The organism is Devosia sp. 919, from assembly GCF_013185965.1.
Lineage (GTDB): Bacteria > Pseudomonadota > Alphaproteobacteria > Rhizobiales > Devosiaceae > Devosia.
Genome location: NZ_JABAOL010000001.1, coordinates 2,156,556 through 2,176,082 on the forward strand (window position 1 = coordinate 2,156,556; position 19,527 = coordinate 2,176,082).

General features: G+C 62.6%; 18 protein-coding genes. 12 read left to right on the plus strand and 6 right to left on the minus strand.

Annotated features, from left to right (window positions below):
• Positions 1–3 precede the first annotated feature (3 nt).
• The 8 genes from HRQ64_RS10610 (at position 4) to HRQ64_RS10645 (ending at position 8,319) form a co-directional block, all read left to right on the plus strand.
• Positions 4–1,722, plus strand: a complete 1,719-nt coding sequence (locus tag HRQ64_RS10610; protein ID WP_127752979.1) for an urease subunit alpha — start codon at positions 4–6, stop codon at positions 1,720–1,722.
• Positions 1,723–1,761: 39 nt separating this feature from the next.
• Complete coding sequence (ureE, locus tag HRQ64_RS10615) at positions 1,762–2,406, plus strand: urease accessory protein UreE (protein WP_172123254.1); 645 nt, start codon at positions 1,762–1,764, stop codon at positions 2,404–2,406.
• Positions 2,403–3,116, plus strand: a complete 714-nt coding sequence (locus HRQ64_RS10620; protein ID WP_248306961.1) for an urease accessory UreF family protein — start codon at positions 2,403–2,405, stop codon at positions 3,114–3,116. Before ureE ends, HRQ64_RS10620 begins: the two co-directional genes overlap by 4 nt.
• A 23-nt stretch (positions 3,117–3,139) precedes the next feature.
• A complete protein-coding gene (ureG, locus tag HRQ64_RS10625; RefSeq protein ID WP_172123255.1) occupies positions 3,140–3,784 on the plus strand; it encodes an urease accessory protein UreG in 645 nt (214 codons plus the stop codon).
• Positions 3,785–3,788: 4 nt separating this feature from the next.
• Positions 3,789–4,724 (plus strand): urease accessory protein UreD, encoded by a 936-nt coding sequence (locus HRQ64_RS10630; RefSeq protein ID WP_172123256.1) that lies wholly within the window; start codon positions 3,789–3,791, stop codon positions 4,722–4,724.
• A gap of 18 nt (positions 4,725–4,742) precedes the next feature.
• On the plus strand, positions 4,743–5,729 hold the full coding sequence (gene yut / locus HRQ64_RS10635; RefSeq protein WP_172123257.1) for an urea transporter: 987 nt from the start codon (positions 4,743–4,745) through the stop codon (positions 5,727–5,729).
• 51 nt (positions 5,730–5,780) lie between these two features.
• Complete coding sequence (locus HRQ64_RS10640) at positions 5,781–7,016, plus strand: ammonium transporter (protein ID WP_172123258.1); 1,236 nt, start codon at positions 5,781–5,783, stop codon at positions 7,014–7,016.
• A gap of 70 nt (positions 7,017–7,086) precedes the next feature.
• Entirely contained in the window at positions 7,087–8,319 is a 1,233-nt protein-coding gene (locus tag HRQ64_RS10645; RefSeq protein ID WP_172123259.1) for an SLC13 family permease, read from the plus strand.
• Positions 8,320–8,328: 9 nt separating this feature from the next.
• On the opposite strand, the gene HRQ64_RS10650 is transcribed toward HRQ64_RS10645, so the two are convergent.
• The 5 genes from HRQ64_RS10650 to HRQ64_RS10670 form a co-directional block, all read right to left on the minus strand.
• Positions 8,329–10,248 carry an FUSC family protein gene (locus HRQ64_RS10650; protein WP_172123260.1) on the minus strand — a complete coding sequence of 640 codons (1,920 nt, stop codon included), beginning with the start codon at positions 10,246–10,248 and terminating at the stop codon, positions 8,329–8,331.
• 273 nt (positions 10,249–10,521) lie between these two features.
• Positions 10,522–11,196, minus strand: coding sequence for an ABC transporter ATP-binding protein (locus tag HRQ64_RS10655; protein WP_172123261.1), 675 nt, complete (start codon positions 11,194–11,196; stop codon positions 10,522–10,524).
• Positions 11,193–12,398: an FtsX-like permease family protein gene (locus HRQ64_RS10660; protein ID WP_172123262.1), complete on the minus strand. Its 1,206-nt coding sequence runs from the start codon at positions 12,396–12,398 to the stop codon at positions 11,193–11,195. Before HRQ64_RS10660 ends, HRQ64_RS10655 begins: the two co-directional genes overlap by 4 nt.
• A 4-nt stretch (positions 12,399–12,402) precedes the next feature.
• On the minus strand, positions 12,403–13,491 hold the full coding sequence (locus HRQ64_RS10665; protein WP_127752989.1) for an efflux RND transporter periplasmic adaptor subunit: 1,089 nt from the start codon (positions 13,489–13,491) through the stop codon (positions 12,403–12,405).
• Between the two features lie 251 nt (positions 13,492–13,742).
• The gene (locus tag HRQ64_RS10670; protein ID WP_172123263.1) at positions 13,743–14,720 is read right to left on the minus strand and encodes an asparaginase; all 978 of its coding nucleotides are present in this window, start codon (positions 14,718–14,720) and stop codon (positions 13,743–13,745) included.
• 216 nt (positions 14,721–14,936) lie between these two features.
• Between HRQ64_RS10670 and HRQ64_RS10675 the strand changes: the two genes are divergently transcribed.
• The 4 genes from HRQ64_RS10675 to HRQ64_RS10690 all read left to right on the plus strand — a co-directional run bounded on the left by HRQ64_RS10675 (position 14,937) and on the right by HRQ64_RS10690 (position 17,718).
• Complete coding sequence (locus tag HRQ64_RS10675; RefSeq protein ID WP_127752991.1) at positions 14,937–15,836, plus strand: polysaccharide deacetylase; 900 nt, start codon at positions 14,937–14,939, stop codon at positions 15,834–15,836.
• A gap of 24 nt (positions 15,837–15,860) precedes the next feature.
• Entirely contained in the window at positions 15,861–16,169 is a 309-nt protein-coding gene (locus HRQ64_RS10680) for a hypothetical protein (RefSeq protein ID WP_172123264.1), read from the plus strand.
• Positions 16,166–17,206: a GTP-binding protein gene (locus HRQ64_RS10685; RefSeq protein WP_172123265.1), complete on the plus strand. Its 1,041-nt coding sequence runs from the start codon at positions 16,166–16,168 to the stop codon at positions 17,204–17,206. Before HRQ64_RS10680 ends, HRQ64_RS10685 begins: the two co-directional genes overlap by 4 nt.
• A 131-nt stretch (positions 17,207–17,337) precedes the next feature.
• Positions 17,338–17,718, plus strand: a complete 381-nt coding sequence (locus tag HRQ64_RS10690) for a PLDc N-terminal domain-containing protein (protein WP_172123266.1) — start codon at positions 17,338–17,340, stop codon at positions 17,716–17,718.
• Between the two features lie 9 nt (positions 17,719–17,727).
• On the opposite strand, the gene HRQ64_RS20165 is transcribed toward HRQ64_RS10690, so the two are convergent.
• The gene (locus HRQ64_RS20165) at positions 17,728–19,500 is read right to left on the minus strand and encodes an ABC transporter ATP-binding protein (protein ID WP_248308203.1); all 1,773 of its coding nucleotides are present in this window, start codon (positions 19,498–19,500) and stop codon (positions 17,728–17,730) included.
• Positions 19,501–19,527 lie beyond the last annotated feature (27 nt).

Here is a 19,527-nt window from a genome sequence, read left to right on the forward strand (position 1 = left end):
ACCATGGCGAAGATCTCAAGGCGGCAATATTCGGACCTTTATGGTCCGACCACTGGCGATAAAATCCGTCTCGGCGACACCGACCTTTACGTCGAGGTCGAGAAGGACCTGCGGGTATATGGCGAGGAAGCCGTATATGGCGGTGGCAAGACCTTGCGCGACGGCATGGGTTTTGACAACGAGCTCACAAGCGCCGCCGGCTCACCGGACCTGGTCATCACCAATGTGACCATCATTGATGCCATCCAGGGCATCATCAAAGCTGATGTTGGCATCAAGAACGGCGTGGTCTGCGGCATCGGCAAGGCGGGCAACCCTTCCGTCATGTCCGGGGTCACGCCCGGCCTGGCGCTGGGGCCAGGATGCGACGCCATTTCAGGCGAGCACCTGATCCTCACCGCCGGCGGCATTGACGCGCATGTGCACTTCATTTCGCCCCAACAGGCGCAAGCGGCGCTGAGCAACGGCATCACCACGCTCTTTGGCGGTGGCGTCGGGCCGACCGATGGCACCAATGGTACCACCATCACGCCCGGCACCTGGAACATCGAGATGATGCTGCGTTCTTTTGATGCCTGGCCGGTCAATGCCGGGGTCTTGGGCAAGGGCAACTGCTCGTCACCGGCACCGCTCGAAGAGCAGATCCGGGCCGGAGCCATGGGCTTCAAGATCCACGAGGACTGGGGCAGTACGGCCGCCGCGATCCGGATGGCGCTGACGGTTGCCGACCGGATGGACGTGCAGGTTTGCATCCATACCGATACGCTCAACGAAGGCGGGTTCGTCGAGAACACGATCGCCGCGTTCGAAGGGCGCACGATCCACACCTATCACACCGAAGGCGCCGGCGGCGGCCACGCCCCCGACATCATCCGCGTCGCCGGGCAGCCCAATGTGTTGCCCAGTTCCACCAATCCGACCCTGCCATACGGGATCAACTCGCAGGCGGAACTGTTTGATATGACGATGATCTGCCACAATCTCAGTGCGAAGATCCCGACGGATGTGGCCTTCGCCGAAAGCCGGGTACGGCCCGAGACCATCGCGGCGGAAAACGTGCTGCATGATCTTGGCGCCATCTCCATCATCTCGAGCGACAGCCAAGCCATGGGCCGCGTTGGCGAGTGCTGGATGCGCACGGTCCAAACCGCCCATCTGATGAAGCAGCGGCGTGGCCCTTATTCGGGCGACAGCTCCAACAATGACAACGAGCGCGTGCTGCGGTTCGTCGCCAAGGTGACCATCAATCCCGCCATCGCCCAGGGCGTCAGCAAGGTGATCGGCTCGGTTGAAGTGGGCAAGATGGCGGACCTGGTGCTGTGGGAGCCAGCCTTCTTTGGCGCCAAGCCCAAGATGGTAATCAAGGGCGGCTTCATTTCCTGGGGGCTGATGGGTGATCCCAATGCCTCGCTCCCCACGCCCCAGCCGGTGAGCTACCGGCCGATGTTTGGCGGGCAAGGATCGGCGCTGCCGAAATCCCGCGTCACCTTCACCTCCAACGCGGCTTTCAACGACGGGATCGTGGATCGCTACGACCTCAAGTCCAACGTTGTGCCGGTCTACGCCACCCGAACCATCGGCAAGGCGCACATGGTGCGAAACAGTGCTTTGCCCGTGATCGAGGTGAACCCGGAAACCTATGCGGTGACGGTGGATGGCGTGCACGCGACCGTCGAGCCGGCCACGAGCCTGCCGCTGGCGCAGCTGCACTTCTTCAGCTGACGCAGCGACGGGTTGTTTGGGGATGAAGTGGAGGGAACGATGATCCTGATCGAGAAAACGCTTGGCAATATCAAGGACCGGAACTGGGAGGGTGCCGAGGTCGAGCAACTGGTGCTCGAACAATGGGAAGCGCCCAAGAGCCGGCTGCGCAAGCGCACTGAGAGTGGGCTGGAACTGGCGATCTCCTTGCCGCGCTCAGAACATCTGCATGACGGGGACGTGCTCTATCACGACCCCGTCGCGCGCCGGATCGTGGTGGCGACCATTGCCATGCGCGAGGTGATGGTCATCGAAATGGAGGACTTCAAAGGCATGTCGGCCGCCGAGATCCTCAGCATCGGCTTCGAACTCGGCCACGGGCTGGGCAACCAGCATTGGCCCGCAGTGATCAAGGGCACGACGATCTATGTGCCGGTTTCGGTGGATCGGAAGGTGATGTCCTCGGTGATGCGCACCCATGCCTTCCGCCACGCCACCATGCATTTCGAGCCGGGCGAGGTCGTGGCCGAGCGCCTCGATCCCAGCGAAGCGCGTCTGCTGTTCGCTGGGGCGGACGCGTCACCGCACAAACATTATGACCAAGAGGCCAACGGCCATGACCAAGATCACGGGCATGACCATGACCACCACCATGATCACAACCATCACCACGGTCACCGGCATGACCACGGCGTGCTTCTATGAACGCGGGGGCCAAGTGGTTTGCCTCGGATATGGGTCGGCTGGCGCGACTGCTGCAGTTTGCCGACTCCACGCTGCCGGTCGGGGCCTTTGCGTTTTCGCAGGGGCTTGAATCGGCGGTGCAGCTGGAGATCGTCACCGATCCCCAAAGCCTCAAGGACTATCTGGAGGTCATCTTGCGCCAGGCAGCCCATAGCGATGGGGTCGCGCTGCTGCATGCGCATCGGGCGGCGAGTGCCGGAGATTATGACAGGCTCCTCGAGGCCGATGACGCCCTATGGATCCGCCGGGTCGGCGAAGAGCAGCAATTGATGCTCTCGCGCATGGGCAAGAAATTTGCCGAATTGGCGCTGGCGATCACGCATGTGCCCCTGCTGCAGCGTTGGCTCGACGATATCAACAGCAAGCAAACGCCAGGCTGCTTTCCCGTCGCGCAGGCCATTGGCCTTGCCGGAATGGGCGTCAACGAGGCCGAGGCCTTCACCCTGCATCAATACGGGCTGTCCTCGATGATCCTCAACGCTGCGCTGCGGCTGATGCGGATCGACCATCTGACGACGCAGAGCATTCTCTTTGCCGCCCAGGGATCGGTGGAGCGGCACTATCGGGCCATCCACACGCTCGAGCTCGAAGAAATGTCGAGCTTTGCCCCGGTCTACGACGTCGTCGTGGCCCATCACACCAGAACTCATCTGCGGCTGTTCATGAACTGAAGCGGCCGACTAAGGAGCAGGATATGAAGAAGATCACGCGCATCGGTATTGGCGGCCCGGTTGGTTCGGGCAAGACGGCAGTCATCGAAATCATCACGCCCCGGCTCATCGAGATGGGCGTGCGGCCTCTCATCATCACCAATGACGTGGTGACGACCGAAGACGCCAAGCAGGTCCGGCGCACGCTTAACGGCATCCTCGTTGAGGAAAAGATCGTCGGGGTCGAGACTGGTGCCTGCCCCCATACGGCGGTGCGCGAAGACCCCTCGATGAACATCGCCGCGGTAGAGGAGCTCGAGCAGCGTTATCCCGACAGCGATGTCGTGCTGATTGAATCGGGCGGCGACAACCTGACCCTGACTTTCAGCCCGGCGCTGGCTGACTTCTACATCTATGTCATCGACGTGGCGGCGGGCGACAAGATCCCGCGCAAAAACGGCGCCGGCGTGTGCCAGTCCGACATCCTCGTGATCAACAAGACCGATCTCGCCCCCTATGTGGGTGCGAGCCTTGAGGTCATGGACCGCGACTCCAAGCTGATGCGGGGAAGCAAGCCCTTCGTCTTCACCAACTGCAAGACCGGGGAAGGGGTGGACGGGCTCATGGATCTGATCATGGACATGGCCCTGTTCGACGTCAAACCGACGCCAATGGCTGCGGCGGGGTAGGGCTATGGGCCTGCACGAGTCATTGTTGCGGCTGGATGCGGCGCGCGAGCTCAACGGGTTCCACACCGAGCCGGCGCAGATGCGCGCTGCGGGGCCCGGCAAGATAGGGGAGCTGCGGCTGGGCTTTTCGCTCCGGAACGGGCGCTCGATCCTGCACGATCTTTATCGCGTGACGCCGCTCCTCGTGCAGCAGGCCCTTTACTGGGACGAAGCCATGCCGGAGCTGCCGATCTGCTCGATCATTTCGATCGGCGGTGGCGTGCTCCAGGGCGATCGCTACCGGATCAGCATCGATGTGGGGGAGGGCGCCTGCGCCCATGTCACCTCGCAGGGGGCCAACCGCATCCACCGGATGGACGCCAACTATGCCTCGCAACACCAGCATCTCACGCTGGCTGCGGGCAGTTATCTGGAATACCTGCCCGATTTCACCATTCCCTACCGGGACTCCCGCTACATCAACCAGACCGACATCGTCATCGATGAGAGCGCGACGCTGCTCTATGGCGAGATGCTGATGAGCGGGCGCAAGCATCACCATGCCTCCGAGCGCTTCGGCCTTGATCTGCTCTCCATGCAGGTCAGTGCCAGACGGCCTGGGGGCAAGGCGATCTTCACCGAGAAGGTGCTGATCGAAAAGGACAACAACACTTTCGATCTGCCGGCGGTAAGCCGCGGCTATGACGCCTTTGCCAATGTGGTCTGCGTCACTCCTCCCGAAACGGCAGCCCGGATCCGGGAGCGCGTGGAGGTGAACGCCACGCCTAACGCGCCGAGGGCCATGTCCGGTGTTTCCATGCTGCCCAATGCGGCCGGCCTGATGTTTCGAGCAGTTGGCGTGGAAAGCTACGACGTGAGGGCAGAGGTCAGGAGGTTCTGGCGCGTCGTCCGAGAGGAGGCGCGCGGCCGCACCCTACCTGAACAGTTCCTGTGGCGGTGAGGGTGGAGGGCTTCGGCCATGAGCATCAGCAAGGATAATTTCGGCTTGGTCTGCCTCAAAGGGGCGGGCCAGGTGTTCTTCATGGAGAATGCCCTCACCGGAGCGCTGTTCTTCATAGCGATCGCGTACGCCTCTTACGACACGGGGCAATGGGCAATCACGGCGGGCGCCGTTCTGGGCGTGGTTGTTGCGACCGCCATGGCGAAGGTGCTCGAGGCGGACCCCGATTCTTACCGCTCGGGCTTGTTCGGCTTCAACGGCATCCTGGTCGGCGTGGCGCTGCCAACCTTTATCGCTGTGTCACCAGAACTCTGGTTCTACATCATTGTCGGTGCCGCAATCAGCACCGTGGTGACCAGTGCCTTCAGCGCCACGCTCACGAGGAGCTGGGGCATTCCAGGCTCGACGGGTCCGTTCGTGCTGACGGCGTGGCTGTTGCTCGCTGGAGCCTATAGTTTCGGCTCGCTTCACGTGGTGGGGGAGACGCCAAAGCTTGCGACCGATTATGCCTCGGGCGCCGCCGCCATCCCCGGCGCCCTCGAGTTCGGCGAGATCTTCTTCCGCAATATTGGGCAGGTTTATCTGCTCGGCAGCTGGGTGAGCGGCGTCATAATCCTGGTCGGGATTTTCATTGCCTCGCGACCTGCCGGGATCGCGGCTATTGCCGGGTCGCTGATCGCGCTCGCCACCGCCATCATGATGCGAGCGGACCCGTCGGTGGTGTCGCAGGGGCTTTATGGTTTCAGCCCGGTGCTGACCGCCATTGCCATTGGCACGGTGTTCCTCAAGCCCTCGGGTCCGGTGGCGGCCTATGCGGTCCTCGCGACGATCGCCACTGTGTTCTTGCAGGCCGCCTTCGACGTCATCATGGCGCCTACCGGGTTGCCGTCCTACACGGCACCCTATGTCCTCGCCCTTTATCTGTTCATTGCGCCCAGAAGCCGCGCAACGCCGCATCCGCACAAGCCCGTGCAAGCGCACTTCTTGATAGATGACAAGTCGTGAGCATCGGGGGGGTGCTAGTTCATAACGATCAATGCGAGGGCGGAGACAGCCATGAGTGCCATCAACCCGGGTGATACCGCCTTTGTGCTCATCTGCACTGCCCTTGTCATGATGATGACGCCGGCCCTGGCACTGTTTTACGGCGGGCTGGTGCGGGAACGCGACGTTCTCTCCATCATGATCCAGAACTTCATCTGCATCGGGGTCGTGGGGATCATCTGGGTGTTTGGCGGCTTCAGCCTCGCTTTCGGGCCTTCCCTTGGGGGAATGATCGGCAATATCGGCAGCTTTTTCGGCATGTTCAATGTGGGGGTGGAGCCCAACGCCAACTATGCCGGCGATGTGCCATTCATCCTGGTCTTTGGCTACCAGATGATGTTTGCCATTATCACGCCAGCTTTGATGACAGGGGCTTTTGTCGGACGGATCCGGTTCGGCGCCTATCTCTGGTTTATCGCGCTGTGGACCATCATCGTCTATCTCCCGGTTGCGCATTGGATTTGGGGCGGCGGGTTCCTGTCCCGCCTGGGTGTCGTCGACTTTGCCGGCGGTATCGTGATCCATGCCTCGGCCGGCGTATCGGCGCTTGTCACAGCCCGCTACCTGGGCAAGCGCGCCACGGCTGGGGTAGAATCAGCTCCGGCCAACCTGCCACTCGTTGCCCTTGGTGCCGGTCTTCTTTGGTTTGGCTGGTTCGGCTTCAATGCCGGGGGAGCCTATGGCGCCGACGCGCTCGCGGCCTATGCCTTCACCAACACAATGCTCGCAGGCTCTGTTGCGATGCTGGTGTGGATGTTCTGGGAATGGCGCGAGACCGGGCACCCGACCTTTTCGGGCATTCTGGTTGGTGCCGTCACCGGTTTGGCCACTATAACGCCCGCTTCAGGCTATGTGGAGCCAATGGCGGCGCTGGCGATCGGGGCCATTGGCGCCACGGCCTGCTACTTCGCCAAATACATCCAGTCCTGGCTCAAGGTCGACGACACACTGGAAGTTTTCCGGGCGCATGGCGTGGGCGGCATCACCGGCTCGCTTCTGATCGGGCTGCTCGCGAGCCCTCACATCAATGCCGTTTCGGCCGGACCGCGCCAACTGCTGGTTCAGGCCTTGGGCATCCTGATTGTCGTGATCTATGCGGCCGTGGTCACCAGCATCATCCTCCGCCTGATCGACCGCTTCGGCAAGCTGCGTGTGCCAGAAGAGGTGCAACGGCAAGGGCTGGATGAACAGCTCTACGGCGAGCAGGCTTACAGCCTGTGGAACATCAAATCGGGCACGGACAACTAGGCGGCGCCAAGCGCTGCCGGGCAGTCGCTCGGCAGCAGGCTCAACTCCGGTTAGATGGACCCAGACGGCCATGGACCTCACGATCCTGATCTTCCTTCTGGTCTACCTGGCCATGGCACTAGGGGGCCTGCCGGGCCTCAAGGTGGATCGAACTGGCGCGGCTATCATCGGTGCGCTCGCCATGATGACCGCCGGCAGTATCGACCCGAAGGCGGCTTGGGACTCCATCGATTATTCCAGCATCGGCATGCTCTTTGGCCTCATGGTGGTTTCCGCCGCCTTCGTGGTCTCCGGCTTTTACGGCTGGACGGCGCGGAAAGTTGCCGCCGCGTCTGTGTCGCCGCGGGCCTTGCTGGCGATCCTCATCGTGGTGGGAGGGCTGCTCGCGGCATTCCTGACCAATGACGTGGTGGCCGTCGCCATGACACCGCTGCTGATGTCCATCACCCTCAGCCGCAAGCTTAATCCGATACCCTTTCTGCTGGGCTTCTGTTTTGCGGCCAATGCCGGCGCGTCCGGCACGATCATTGGCAGCCCCCAGAACATGATCGCCGCCCAGAAGCTGAACCTGTCATTCGCCGGCGTGTCTGAGATCACTGCGGTCCCTGCGCTCTTGTCATTGCCGATCATCTGGATCGTCGTGAGTTGGCTGTATCGCGGCCGCTGGCAACTCACTCAGTCCGCCGACAAGAAGCGGCCGGTGGACGAGCTTGCCAGCACGCCGTTCTCGGTGGGAGAAACGGCGAAGGCCGTGTTGGTGGCGCTGGCCGTGGTGATCGCCTTCATCTTCAGTCCATGGCCACGCGAACTGATCGCGTTAACCGCTGCCGGTTTGCTCCTGCTGAGCCGGCGCGTTTCCTCCCGGGACATGCTCAAGGAGGTCGATGGCGACCTGCTCTTGCTGATCATGGGCCTGTTTGTCGTCAATGCCGCGGTGTCGGCCACCGGGCTCCCCCAGAGATTGCTCGCGCAGCTGGCTCATGGCGGCATCGATCTGGACCAGCCTTTCACCCTGTTCTGGGTGAGCAGCATTGTCAGCAACATTGTGGGAAACAACCCAGCCGTGATGATGCTGGTGCCTTACCTGCATTCGCAGGGGAACGCACAATACGGGGCTGCGCTGTCGTTGGGCACGCACTTCTCGAGCAATCTCGTGGTGTTCGGGAGTCTGGCGGGCATCATCATGGTGGAGCGCGCCAAGGATTATGGCTTCACGATTTCCTTTGCCGAGTTTTCCAAGGCGGGTGCGATCGTCACCGTGCTGACCATGGCCATGGCCGCGATTTGGTTACTGATTGTTTGACGGACCTTATCACTCGCCAGCTTCGACCTGGCGCAGGATTTCGGACATGATCTCGAGGGCATACCTGACTGGCTCGTCAGCAATGGCGAGCTCGGTCTCGTGCTCCTTGAGGCTGTCGTCGGCGGCCGAGGCGGGCAGATCGGCGGCGGTGCCTTCGCCCGCAATGATCGCCAGGCGGTCCTGTATCGCCGCAAGCTCCTGGAGTTCTGTGTCAGTGGGTCGGGTTTGGCGGAAGCTGTGCTCGAGCAGATGCGCCGCATGCGCGAGAAGATAGGCTCGCCTCAGAGGATTGCGGGTCTTGGCTTCAGCCGTGCCCATGGCCCAGAAACTGCGCATGGGATCATAGGCTTTCACCACATCGGCGAAGGCCTTGTCGACGGCGCTGGCGACGGCGGTCATGGACTCATTTTGCTGGTCCGCCCCTATGTTGATGATCGCCGCCGTGAGCTGTTTGAGGGACAGATAGAGGCGGTTCATCGCTCGATCCGCCGTACTGGCCGTTCGGACCGGCAGCACAGCCAGCGCCGCAAAAATCCCCGCCGCTGCGCCGATCGCGGTTTCTTCCAAACGAAGAACGAGGAGTTCGGGCCTGAAGATGCCCACCAGGCCGTAGATGAGCGAAATCGCCACGTTGATGCAGATATTCATCCCTACATAGGAGATCCGCGCCAGATAGAACGCACCGAATATGGAGATGCCGACCAGGGGAATGGTCAGGTAGAGATCGCCACGGACGAGCGTAGCGAGGCCGATACCCAGAACTATGCCGGCGAGAGTGCCCATGGCCCGGCTGATGCCCCGGACTGCCACGGCGCCCGCCGACTGGGTGTTCATGAAGATCAGGAATGCGGCCATGACTGCCCAGAACCAGCGGTCCGAGGAGATTAGTCGTCCGCCCACCATGGCGATCGCACAGGCTAGCGTCACCTGGATGGCGAGGCGAAACTGCGCGTCGTTGAGCCATTCGCCCCGCGCCGGCAGCGGTTTGGCCGGGGGCATGCGCGGAACCGAACTCGCGCCCTCGGGGAAGGAAGCCGGCAACTGGGCAACGGCGTCCTGCAACCGCCGCTCGGTCTCCTGCATCTCGTCCAGCTCGCGCTTGACACTCCCCGGATCCGCTTCCGGTCGGCGCAAGGCGCTGGCCGAGGACGCGGCCAGCGCCGTCTCGGTCGCCAGCTGCAAATCCAACAGCCGCAGCACGATGTCCGAGTTCCGCTCGGAGTGGGGCCCTTCCACCTTCAAGGGCAAGTAGTTCTGGCACATGCGAATGTCGCTGCGCAGCCAACCCGCGATCAGCAGGGCATCGTTCCAGCGCATGTCCTTCTGTGTAGCGCTGACCGCCCCGATTAGCTGCCGCAGCTGCTGGGATAGTGAAAGGGTACCAGCAACGACGCGGCGGAAGTCACGCGACGGCCTTTCCGGCACGACATAGTTGCGCACGAGATGCGCAACCACGCCGGAAACAAGCAGGGCGAGAGCGATTTCCACCAGATCGCGTTCCGGAGCCCTGAGGAAAGCGCCGACCACCCCGCACATGAAGGTGAACACGCCAACCGCCTGCCAGCGGGGACCAAAGCGGCGCGAATAGGTGGCAACGAAGATGACGATCAGGAGCCAGAGGTCGACCAGAACCAAGGAGCTCTCGACCAGCGATATGCCGGCAATGGCAATGAAACCGCCCAGCGCAGCATAGACCCGGGTTACGGCACGTTCCCCAATTGTGGGATCATTGATTTGGGCAGCGCCCTGGATCGCCGTGATCATGCCAAGCACATAGGATGGCGCGTTCATGGGGACCCAGCGACCCAAAACGAAAAGGGCGAGGCAGACTGCAGCGACGGTCAGCATGACGCGCACGCCCATGCGAAGTCCCACATGCCCGGGATCCGACGAAACGAGATATAATTTCAGCTTGGCAAGCGGGTCCATGGCATTGGTGCCGATCCAGGTAAGGAGCCACCCGTTGATCGATGGTGAACCGGGGTGTTGGCACCATACCGGTTCGCACGCGCCGCCGGTCACGAGCAGTTATCCGGTTCTGCCAGTCGTGGGGCTAATTATGCTCCGGGTCTATTTGTTGGCAAGCAGGCAGCCGAGATCGAACGGAGTCTACCCCAGTGGGCTCAATAGACACTTATGGCGTGCGGGTAATCGGCGGCGTGATTGGCGAAAAACTGGATTCAAGTTTGAGCCAACCGGCGGCTATTCCACTCGTCCGTCCAACACGCGGATGCGCCGCTTGCAGAGATCGGCGATGTTTTCGTCATGGGTAGAAATCAGGAAGGTGGTCTGCTCCTTTTCGTTGATTTCGCGGATCAACTCCATGACCTGCATGGCGGACCCCCGGTCGAGATTGCCGGTGGGTTCATCGGCCAGAACCAGTTCGGGCTGGTTCATGAGGGCGCGGGCGATGGCGACGCGCTGCTTTTGCCCGCCCGAGAGCTTGGTCGCGAGGAAATCCATGCGGCTCTCGAGCCCCACTCGAACCAGCAGGTCCCGGCCGCGCTGGCGGGCAGCGACCGTCTCTCGTCCAGCCTGCACCGCGGCGGGGAAGATGACGTTCTCGAGGGCGGTGAAGTCGGGCAGCAGGTGGTGGAACTGGAAGACAAAACCGATATGGCGGTTGCGGAACTCGGTGAGGTCCCGATCGCTGGCGCTGGTGAGATCCTCACCGAGCATTTCGTGTTGCCCGGAAGTGGGCTGCATCAGGGTGCCAAGGATGGTGAGGAGCGTGCTCTTGCCGGAGCCGGATGGGCCGAGCAGCGCCGACAACTCGCCGGTTTCCAGTTGCAGATTGACACCCTTGAGCACCCGGGTTGCGGCCTCGCCTTCGCCATAGGTCTTGACCAGGTCCCGAACTTCCAGGAGCGCACTCATTGGCCGATCACCGAGACGGGATCGACCCGGGCGGCGGCGCGGGCTGGCAGGATCGAAGCGACGATGGCGCCAATGGCGGTGAGGGCAATCGCAAGGCCATAGGCACCCTGGCGCACATCCACCGGCAAACCGCCGGGAGGCGCGAGTTCAGGCACGGGGAAGGGCGACAGCACGGCATAGCCAAGGCCGGCGCCGATCAGCCCGCCTAGAATGCCGATCAGCGCGCCCTGGGTGACGAAGACGAAGATGACGAAACCTCGGCTGGCACCCATCGCCCGCATAATGCCGATCTCGGGCCGGCGCCGATAAGTCGAGAGCAGCAGTGCGCTGGCCACGCCAATAACGATGGTGATCAAGGCGAAAGCCTTGATGAGATTGCCCGAACTGGCTTGCGCCCGAAGCCCGTCGAGCAATTGAGCATTGCCTTGCGTCCAAGGGGTCGCCTTTAGGCCCGTCTCGGCGGCGATCCGGGCAGCATAGGCATTGGCCTGGTTGAGATCGTCGAGCTTGATTTCGATGCGCGATATCCCCTGCGGCAGCTCAAAGAGGGTCCGGGCGGTGGAAAGGCCAATAATTGCTGTTCGGCGGTCGAGGCTTTCAACGCCCAGCTCGAAAATGCCGCTGATCACCAGCGGCCGCTCGACGCCGCGCTCGGATTCAAGCCGCACCACCTGGCCGATGCCGATGCCGAGATCATCGGCCAGCATGCTGCCGATGATGATGCCAGTATTGGTCAGATCGGTGCTGCCCTCGATCAGCGCGCCCCCGATATCGGCAATTGCCGAAACCTTGTTGGCTTCGACCCCGACCACGCTGACAGGAGCGGTGATGAGGCCGCGCACAAGGAAGCCGTTGCCTACGATCTGTTGGGACGTCGCGGTGATGCCGGTCATAGCCTCGATGGTGGGCAGGAACGCGTCGGCGGTGCGCAATTGCGCGCGCTGGCTGGTGGCACGCTGCTCCACCACCAATGGCCCGGCGACCTCGGGAACCAGCACGGCCGGGTTCCTGTCGGGCGCTTCGATGGTGACATGGGCGATGTCACCGACAGTGCGCTGCACCAGAAAGACAGCGAGCCCGCCAATCAGGGCGCTCATGAAAATGAAGACAAAGACCCCCACCGCAACGCCGGCAATCAAGAGGCTGGTTTGCGCCTTGCTGGCCGTCAGGTAGCGCAGGGCGATCTTGAGGCCATAAAGCATGGCACTACTCCGCGACTACGCTTTGACCGGGTTGCACCGCAGTGGGGTCGAGGATCACCTGATCCCCTTCATCGAGACCGGCGGTGACGATGACCCGTTGGGCAGGCCAATCGGAAAACTCGATCGGGCGCACCATTGCGACGCCATCTTCCAACACCAGCACATGGCTGTCGGTGCCTTCGGTCACAATGGCGCCGCGGGGAACGGTCAGGGCGGCATCGGTTTCCGACACGATGATATTGGCGTTGATGGTCAGGCCCACCGGCAGCTCCACCGGTTGGTCGAATGCGAGCTTGATTGGACGGCCGCCGGTCGCCGGGTCAACGGTTGGGGAGGCAAAAACGACACTGCCATGCTGGGGCACGGTATCGCCGACGGGTTTGAGCAGTGCCTTGAGCCCGCTTCTGATCCGAGAGGAGTAGAGCTCGTCGATATCGGTTTCGACCTGCAAGTCGGCGATATCGGCGATGATGAACAGCTCGGTTTGCGGATCAACCAATTGGCCCCGATCCACATTGCGATCCAGCACCGTGCCCGTTAGCGGCGCCACGATCGTGTATTGCTTGAGCTGACTTTGCGCCTGTTCCAGCGCGGCCTGCAGGCGGGCGACCTCATTGGTCGCGGCCGAAAGCGCCAGTTCGGCGTCCTCCCGGGCCGAGCGGGTGGCATTTTCGCCCAAGGCAATCGCCCGATCTGCATTGGCTTTGGCTTGGGCCTGGCTGACCATCCCCGCATCAAGCGCCGCCTGCGCCTGGCCCACGAGGGTTTGGGGCTGGCTGGTCTCGAGTTGCACCAAGACATCGCCGGCCGCCACCAGATCGCCTTCACTGGCCAGAACCTCAACCGCCAAGGCAGACACTGCCGAGCGCACGGTGACCGTTTCGCGCGCGACGACACGCCCATTGACGGCGAGCACCTGGGAGAACGGCCCCATGGCGAGGTTTTCTACCGCGACTGGGGCGGGCTTTGGCTCCCAGGGACGCGCGAGAGCCGCATAGAGGCCAACTGCGAGCACCGCGACGACGAGGAGCACCTGCCACCAGGACCAGCGGCGCTTGCGATCAGGCTTGTCTGCTGGGGTCGGGGCAGCCATTTATGGTCTCAACTGATATTGGAAGTCCAATGCGTTACCACATCGTTCTGCGGCGGCGAATTAGGCAGGCGCAACCTGGACGGAAAGCCCCGACCTGAGATCACACGAGGCTTGCAGAGCTACGGTGCCCGCCATCAGTTAGTTGCATTGGCGGGCGAGTCTGCCGGCGCTCGTACCGGTGATGCGATGCGTCAAGCGGAGCGGATCACGAGCGCCCGGGATCACACCGGTCCGGCACCCGTGCGTCCCAGCTAGCCGCCGAGGAACTCCATCTCGGTGCGCAGATCGACGTCTGCTCCGGCGCCGAGCAGGACCGAGGCGAGGATGCGGGCTTTGACGCCGTTGAGGTCGCCTGCAAAGATCACGCCGGCATCAAACAAATCCTTGCCCCCGCCATTGCCGTAAACCGGCTTCACCCGTCCGCGGGGACAGCGCGAGGTAAGGATCACCGGTGTTCCTCCTGCAACGATCTGCGCGGCGGCCTGGGCGATGGCGGGGGTCGCATTGCCGACACCAAAGCCTTCGAGGATGATGGCCTTGCAGCCATTATCGGCGACATAGCGGATATATCGATCCGTCGCGCCCATGGTGAGCTTGATCAGCTCAATATCAGGCTCGACCGAAGTGGGCGCATAGGAGCGGCGCAGCGTTGGCCGCCGCTGGACCACGACGTGCTGACCATCGACTTCGCCCAGCTTGCCATGTTCGCCCGACATGAAAGTGTCAACGCGTGAGGTGTGGGTCTTGGTGACGTCTCGCGCGGCGTGGAATTCCCCCTCAAAGCAGATGGTGGCGCCCAGACCACTGGCGGCGGGCGCGGCGGCAAGCCGGACGGCGTCGGCGATGTTGCGTGGACCATCGGTATCGGGCTGGTCGGCCGCGCGCTGCGCGCCGGTGAACACCACCGGCTTGTCCGAGGCGAGCAGCAGGTCGGCCATGTAAGCGCTTTCTTCCATCGTGTCGGTGCCGTGGGTCACGACAACGCCATCGCAGGCCGGGTCGGCCAAGCGCTCATTGATGCGCTGGGCGAGCGCAAAGGCGAGCGGAAGATCAAAGGCGTAGCTGCCGACATTGCAAAAATCGTCGACCTGCAGATCTATGCCGTCGAGCGGATCACGCAGGGTGGCGCGCAAATCGGCTGCATTGATGCTTGCTGTCACATCACCTGTTGCCGCGTTCCGGCGCGACGCAATCGTGCCGCCCGTGGTGATCAAGCAAACCGCACTCATCGGGCAAACACTTCTCCGCACCAAATAGCCGAGCCAACATATACACCGATGTCACTGGCCGGGCATTAATGTTTGCCGCCTGCCAAAGCCTAAACTTTGTCGCGCTTTGCCCGGATTTCATAGCGATCTTGCTGTTTCCCCGGAAAGACTGGCCTGTATACTCCATCCCAACTGGACCGTTGAAGCACTTGGAACTGCATCTGGGAAGGATAGGACATGGCTAAGGAAATCTTCGTTTCCTATGGGATCGACGTGGATGCCGTTGCAGGTTGGCTCGGCTCGTATGGCGGCGAAGACAGCCCTTGCGATATTTCGCGCGGCGCCTTTGCCGGCCATGTCGGGGCACCCCGCCTGCTGCGCATGTTCGAGAAATGGGGCATCAAGACCACCTGGTTTATTCCGGGCCACTCCATCGAGTCCTTCCGGGCGGAAATGAAGGCCGTGGCCGATGCGGGCCATGAAGTGGGCATGCATGGCTATAGCCACGAAAACCCGATCGCCATGACCCCCGAGCAGGAGGAAGCGATCTTCGACAAATGCGTGGCTCTCATCACCGAACTGACGGGCAAGCCGCCCCGCGGCTATGTGGCGCCGTGGTGGGAGTTCGGCTCCAAAACCAACGAGCTGCTCAAACAGAAGGGCATCCTTTACGACCACTCCCTGATGCACAACGACCACCACCCCTATTATGTGACGGTGGGGGACCAGTGGACCAAGATCGACTATTCTCAGCACCCCTCGACCTGGATGAAGCCCTATACGCAAGGCGAAGAGACCGATCTCATCGAGATTCCGGCCTCCTGGTACCTCGACGATCTGCCGCCGATGATGTTCATCAAGGCTTCGCCCAACAGCCATGGCTTTGTGAACCCGCGCGATATCGAGGAGATGTGGCGCGACCAGTTCGACTGGGTCTACGAGAACTATGATTATGCGGTGTTTCCGCTGACCATCCATCCCGATGTGTCGGGCAAGCCGCATGTGCTCAAGATGCATGAGCGGTTGTTCAACTACATGAAGGGCTTTGAGGGCGTAAAGTTCGTGCCCATGGAGGAGATTGCGGCCGATTTCGCCCAGCGCTACCCCAAGAGCGGCACGGCGCGGCCGCAATCCTGATCGGCGGGGAAAAGGAGAGGCGGCATGTGCGGATTATGCGGCGTGCTCAATCATGCCGACCACTGGACCAGCGGGCCCGGTGAAGCCTCGGGTGCAACCCGGCCCGCAGCGGATCGGCACCTGCGGGCCGTGGCGGCCAACGACGTGCTGGCACTGTTCGGCCTCAAGCTCGAGAGCTGGGCGGGGCGCTATACGCTGCGCAGCCGAACCGGCAAGATGGCGGTGGTCGACAATCTGGGCGCCGTGTGGGTTGAGGCCGAGAAGTTGATCGGGCGGCCCTGCGATCCGCTCGACCCGGCGGTGCTGGCACAACTGGAGGCGAAGGGGCGATGAGCGGCGTTCGGGAGCCGGTGGTCGCCCATCTCATCACCGGCTTTCTGGGGGCGGGGAAGACGTCGCTGCTCAACCGGCTGCTGGCGCAACCGGCGCTGGCCGACACCGCCGTCATCATTAACGAGTTCGGCGCGGTGGGGATCGATCATCTGCTGGTGCAGCCGGTTGATGATGGTGTGGTGCTGCTCAAAAGCGGCTGCATCTGTTGCACTATCCGGGTCGACCTCAAGAACACCATCCTGTCGCTGTTCGAGCGGGTGCGGCGGGGCGAGATCAGCCCGTTCAGCCGGCTCGTGATCGAGACCACGGGACTGGCCGATCCCGCGCCGATCATCGCGACACTCAGCGCCGACCTGATGCTGAAATATCATCTGCGGCTGGGCAATGTCATAACCGTGGTGGATGTGCCCAATGGGATGGGGAATCTTGCGGGCTTTGCGGAGTCCCGGCGCCAGGTGGCGGTCGCCGACCATATCATCATCAGCAAGGGTGACCTGGCGGACGCGGCGGCATTGACGGACCTGCGGCAGCAACTCGCCCGTAACAACGGGGCCGCCAATGTCGTGGTGCTCGACGAAATGGGGGAGCCAGCTCAAGCTTTGCTGCTCGATACGCTCAACGACCCCGCCAGCCGGGTGGCAACTGTAGCGCCCTGGCTCGGCGTTGATGGAGGTCAGGATCACGGACACGAGGCGGGTCAGCACGGCAGTATCGGCACCTTTGTGCTGGAGGCCGATCAGGCGATTGCCTGGCCACGCTTTGCCCTATGGCTCTCCATGTTGATCCATAGCCATGGGCGCAAGATCTTGCGGCTCAAGGGGCTGATCGACATTGAGGGGGCGGAAACGCCGGTGGTCGTCCATGGCGTGCAGCACCTCATCCACAAGCCGCTGCATCTACCCGCCTGGCCCGATGGTGTCAGGCGGACCCGGATTGTCGTGATCGGGGAGGGGCTGGATCGCAACGTCATGCAGCGTTCCCTCGCAGCGTTCTGCCTGCCAAAGCAAGAGGAGCAGCCGGAACAGGCGGCGCAATAGCACCGAAGAAATCGAGGCTTCTTTGCTTATTTCCACTAACCGGCCAATAGGCACGATCAGCTTTGGAGCAAGACGCAAGAGCCCGGCAATGGAATGGTGAGAGCACCAAGAGAGTGTTCGCGAGGTAGCAAATGTCTTCCGACTTTTGGGAGTTCCTGTGGCTGATCCTCTGGAGCTTTTTCCTGATCTCGTACCTGATGGTGCTGTTCCAGATCATCGCCGACATCTTTCGGGACCGCGACCTCAGCGGCTTTGCCAAGGCCGTCTGGATCATCGCGCTGCTGATCTTTCCAGTACTAACGGCGCTGGTTTACCTGGTGGTGCGCGGCAGCGGCATGACGATCCGCCGCAATCAGGACTTGCAGCGCATGAGCGAAGAAACGGAGAACTATATCCGCTCGGTTGCCGGGCGTTCTCCCGCCACCGAAATCGCCGATGCGCATGCCCTGCGGGAAGCGGGCGTTATATCGGAAGACGAGTTCAGCCGCATCAAGTCCAAGGCGCTGGCCTAGTCCGGCAGATCACGCCGCTTCCTCGGCAACGAGATGGCCGTGCCCCACATCGCGCCAGTTGACCGGCGGCGGCTCGTAGCCAAGGGGGCGGACAGGACTGGGCAGATCGCCAAAGGGCAGATACAGCCGCCGCTCGCGGGCCGGGTCGGGGATCGGCACCGCCGACAGCAGGCGCCTGGTATAGGCGTGCTGGGGGTTCTCGAAGATCTGCGCCCGCGTGCCGATCTCGACGAAGCGGCCCAGATACATCACGGCGACGCGGTGGCTGATCTGCTCGACGACGGCCATGTCGTGCGAGATGAAAAGATAGGCGATGCCGAACCGGCTTTGCAGATCCTGCAGCAGATCGAGCACCTGCGCCTGGACCGAAACATCAAGCGCTGAAACGCTTTCGTCGGCAATGATCACCTTGGGCTGCAGCGACAGGGCGCGGGCAATGCAGATGCGCTGGCGCTGGCCACCCGAAAATTCATGCGGATAGCGGCGCAGGGCGTCGCGCGGCAGGCCGACCTGGTCAAAAAGCTCGGCGGCGCGGTCCTGGAGTTCGCTGCCTTGCGCCAGCCCATGGATATGGAGCGGCTCAATTACGAGGTCACCGACCCGCATGCGCGGATCAAGCGAGGCATAGGGATCCTGGAAGATCATCTGGATGTCGCGGCGCACCGGCTTCATCTCGCGAGCAGACAGCCCTTTGAGATTGGAGCCATTGACGACGACGTCGCCGCGGAAGGGCACGAGATTGGCCAAGGCCTTGCCGGTGGTGGACTTGCCGCAACCGCTTTCGCCGACAAGGGACAGCGTTTCCCCCGCATCGAGCCCGAAGGAGATGCCTTCGACGGCGTGGACGCGTTGCCCCGCGCGGCCAAAGAGGCCAGAACGAATGTCAAAGCGGACGGTTAGGTCCTTTACCTCAACGACTCTGCCAGCGGGTTGAATCAGTTTCTCAGCTGGCGCCGGAGCCGAGGCGCGCTTGGGGGTTGTGGTGCCGGTCATCTCGCCAAGGCGCGGCACGGCGGCAAGCAGGGCGCGGGTATAGTCCGCCTGGGGCGACGAGAAGATCTGGCCCACCGGGCCGCTTTCTACCATCACGCCCTTGCGCATCACCAGCACGTCGTCGGCCATTTCGGCGACGACGCCCATATCGTGGGTGATGAGGATGATAGCCGTCCCGGTCTCGGCCTGCAGCTTGCGCAAGAGGGCAAGGATTTGCGCCTGGACAGTGACGTCGAGGGCGGTGGTGGGCTCGTCGGCGATGATGAGGTCGGGGCTTTGGGCCAGCGCCATGGCGATCATCACGCGCTGGCGCATGCCGCCGGAGAGCTCGAACGGATGCTGCTTGAGCCGGCGGGCGGGTTCGGGAATCTGCACTTGGTCGAGCAGTTCGCGCGCCCGGTGGGCGGTGTCGGCGGCGCTCAGGCGCTGATGGGCATTGATGGCCTCGCCCAGCTGCTGCCCGACGGTCTGGATCGGGTTGAGAGAGGTCATGGGTTCCTGAAAGATCATGCCGAGGCGCCGGCCCCGGACCTGGCGGATCTGTTCAGGTGTTAGTTTAAGCAGATCCTGGCCGTCGAGGAGAGCGGTGCCGCTGCTGACCCGCAGGCCGGGGCCGAGCAGGCGCATCAGCGACAATGCCGTCAGCGATTTGCCCGAGCCGCTTTCCCCGGCAATGCAGAGGGTCTTGCCGCGCTCGAGGGTGAACGAGAGCCCATCCACCAGCCGCGTCGGGTGGGGCCCCGCGGTTTCAATCACCAGATTGGACAGGGCAAGCAGCGGCGCCGCCATGGCTAGGCTCTCCCCCGGAAGGGGAGA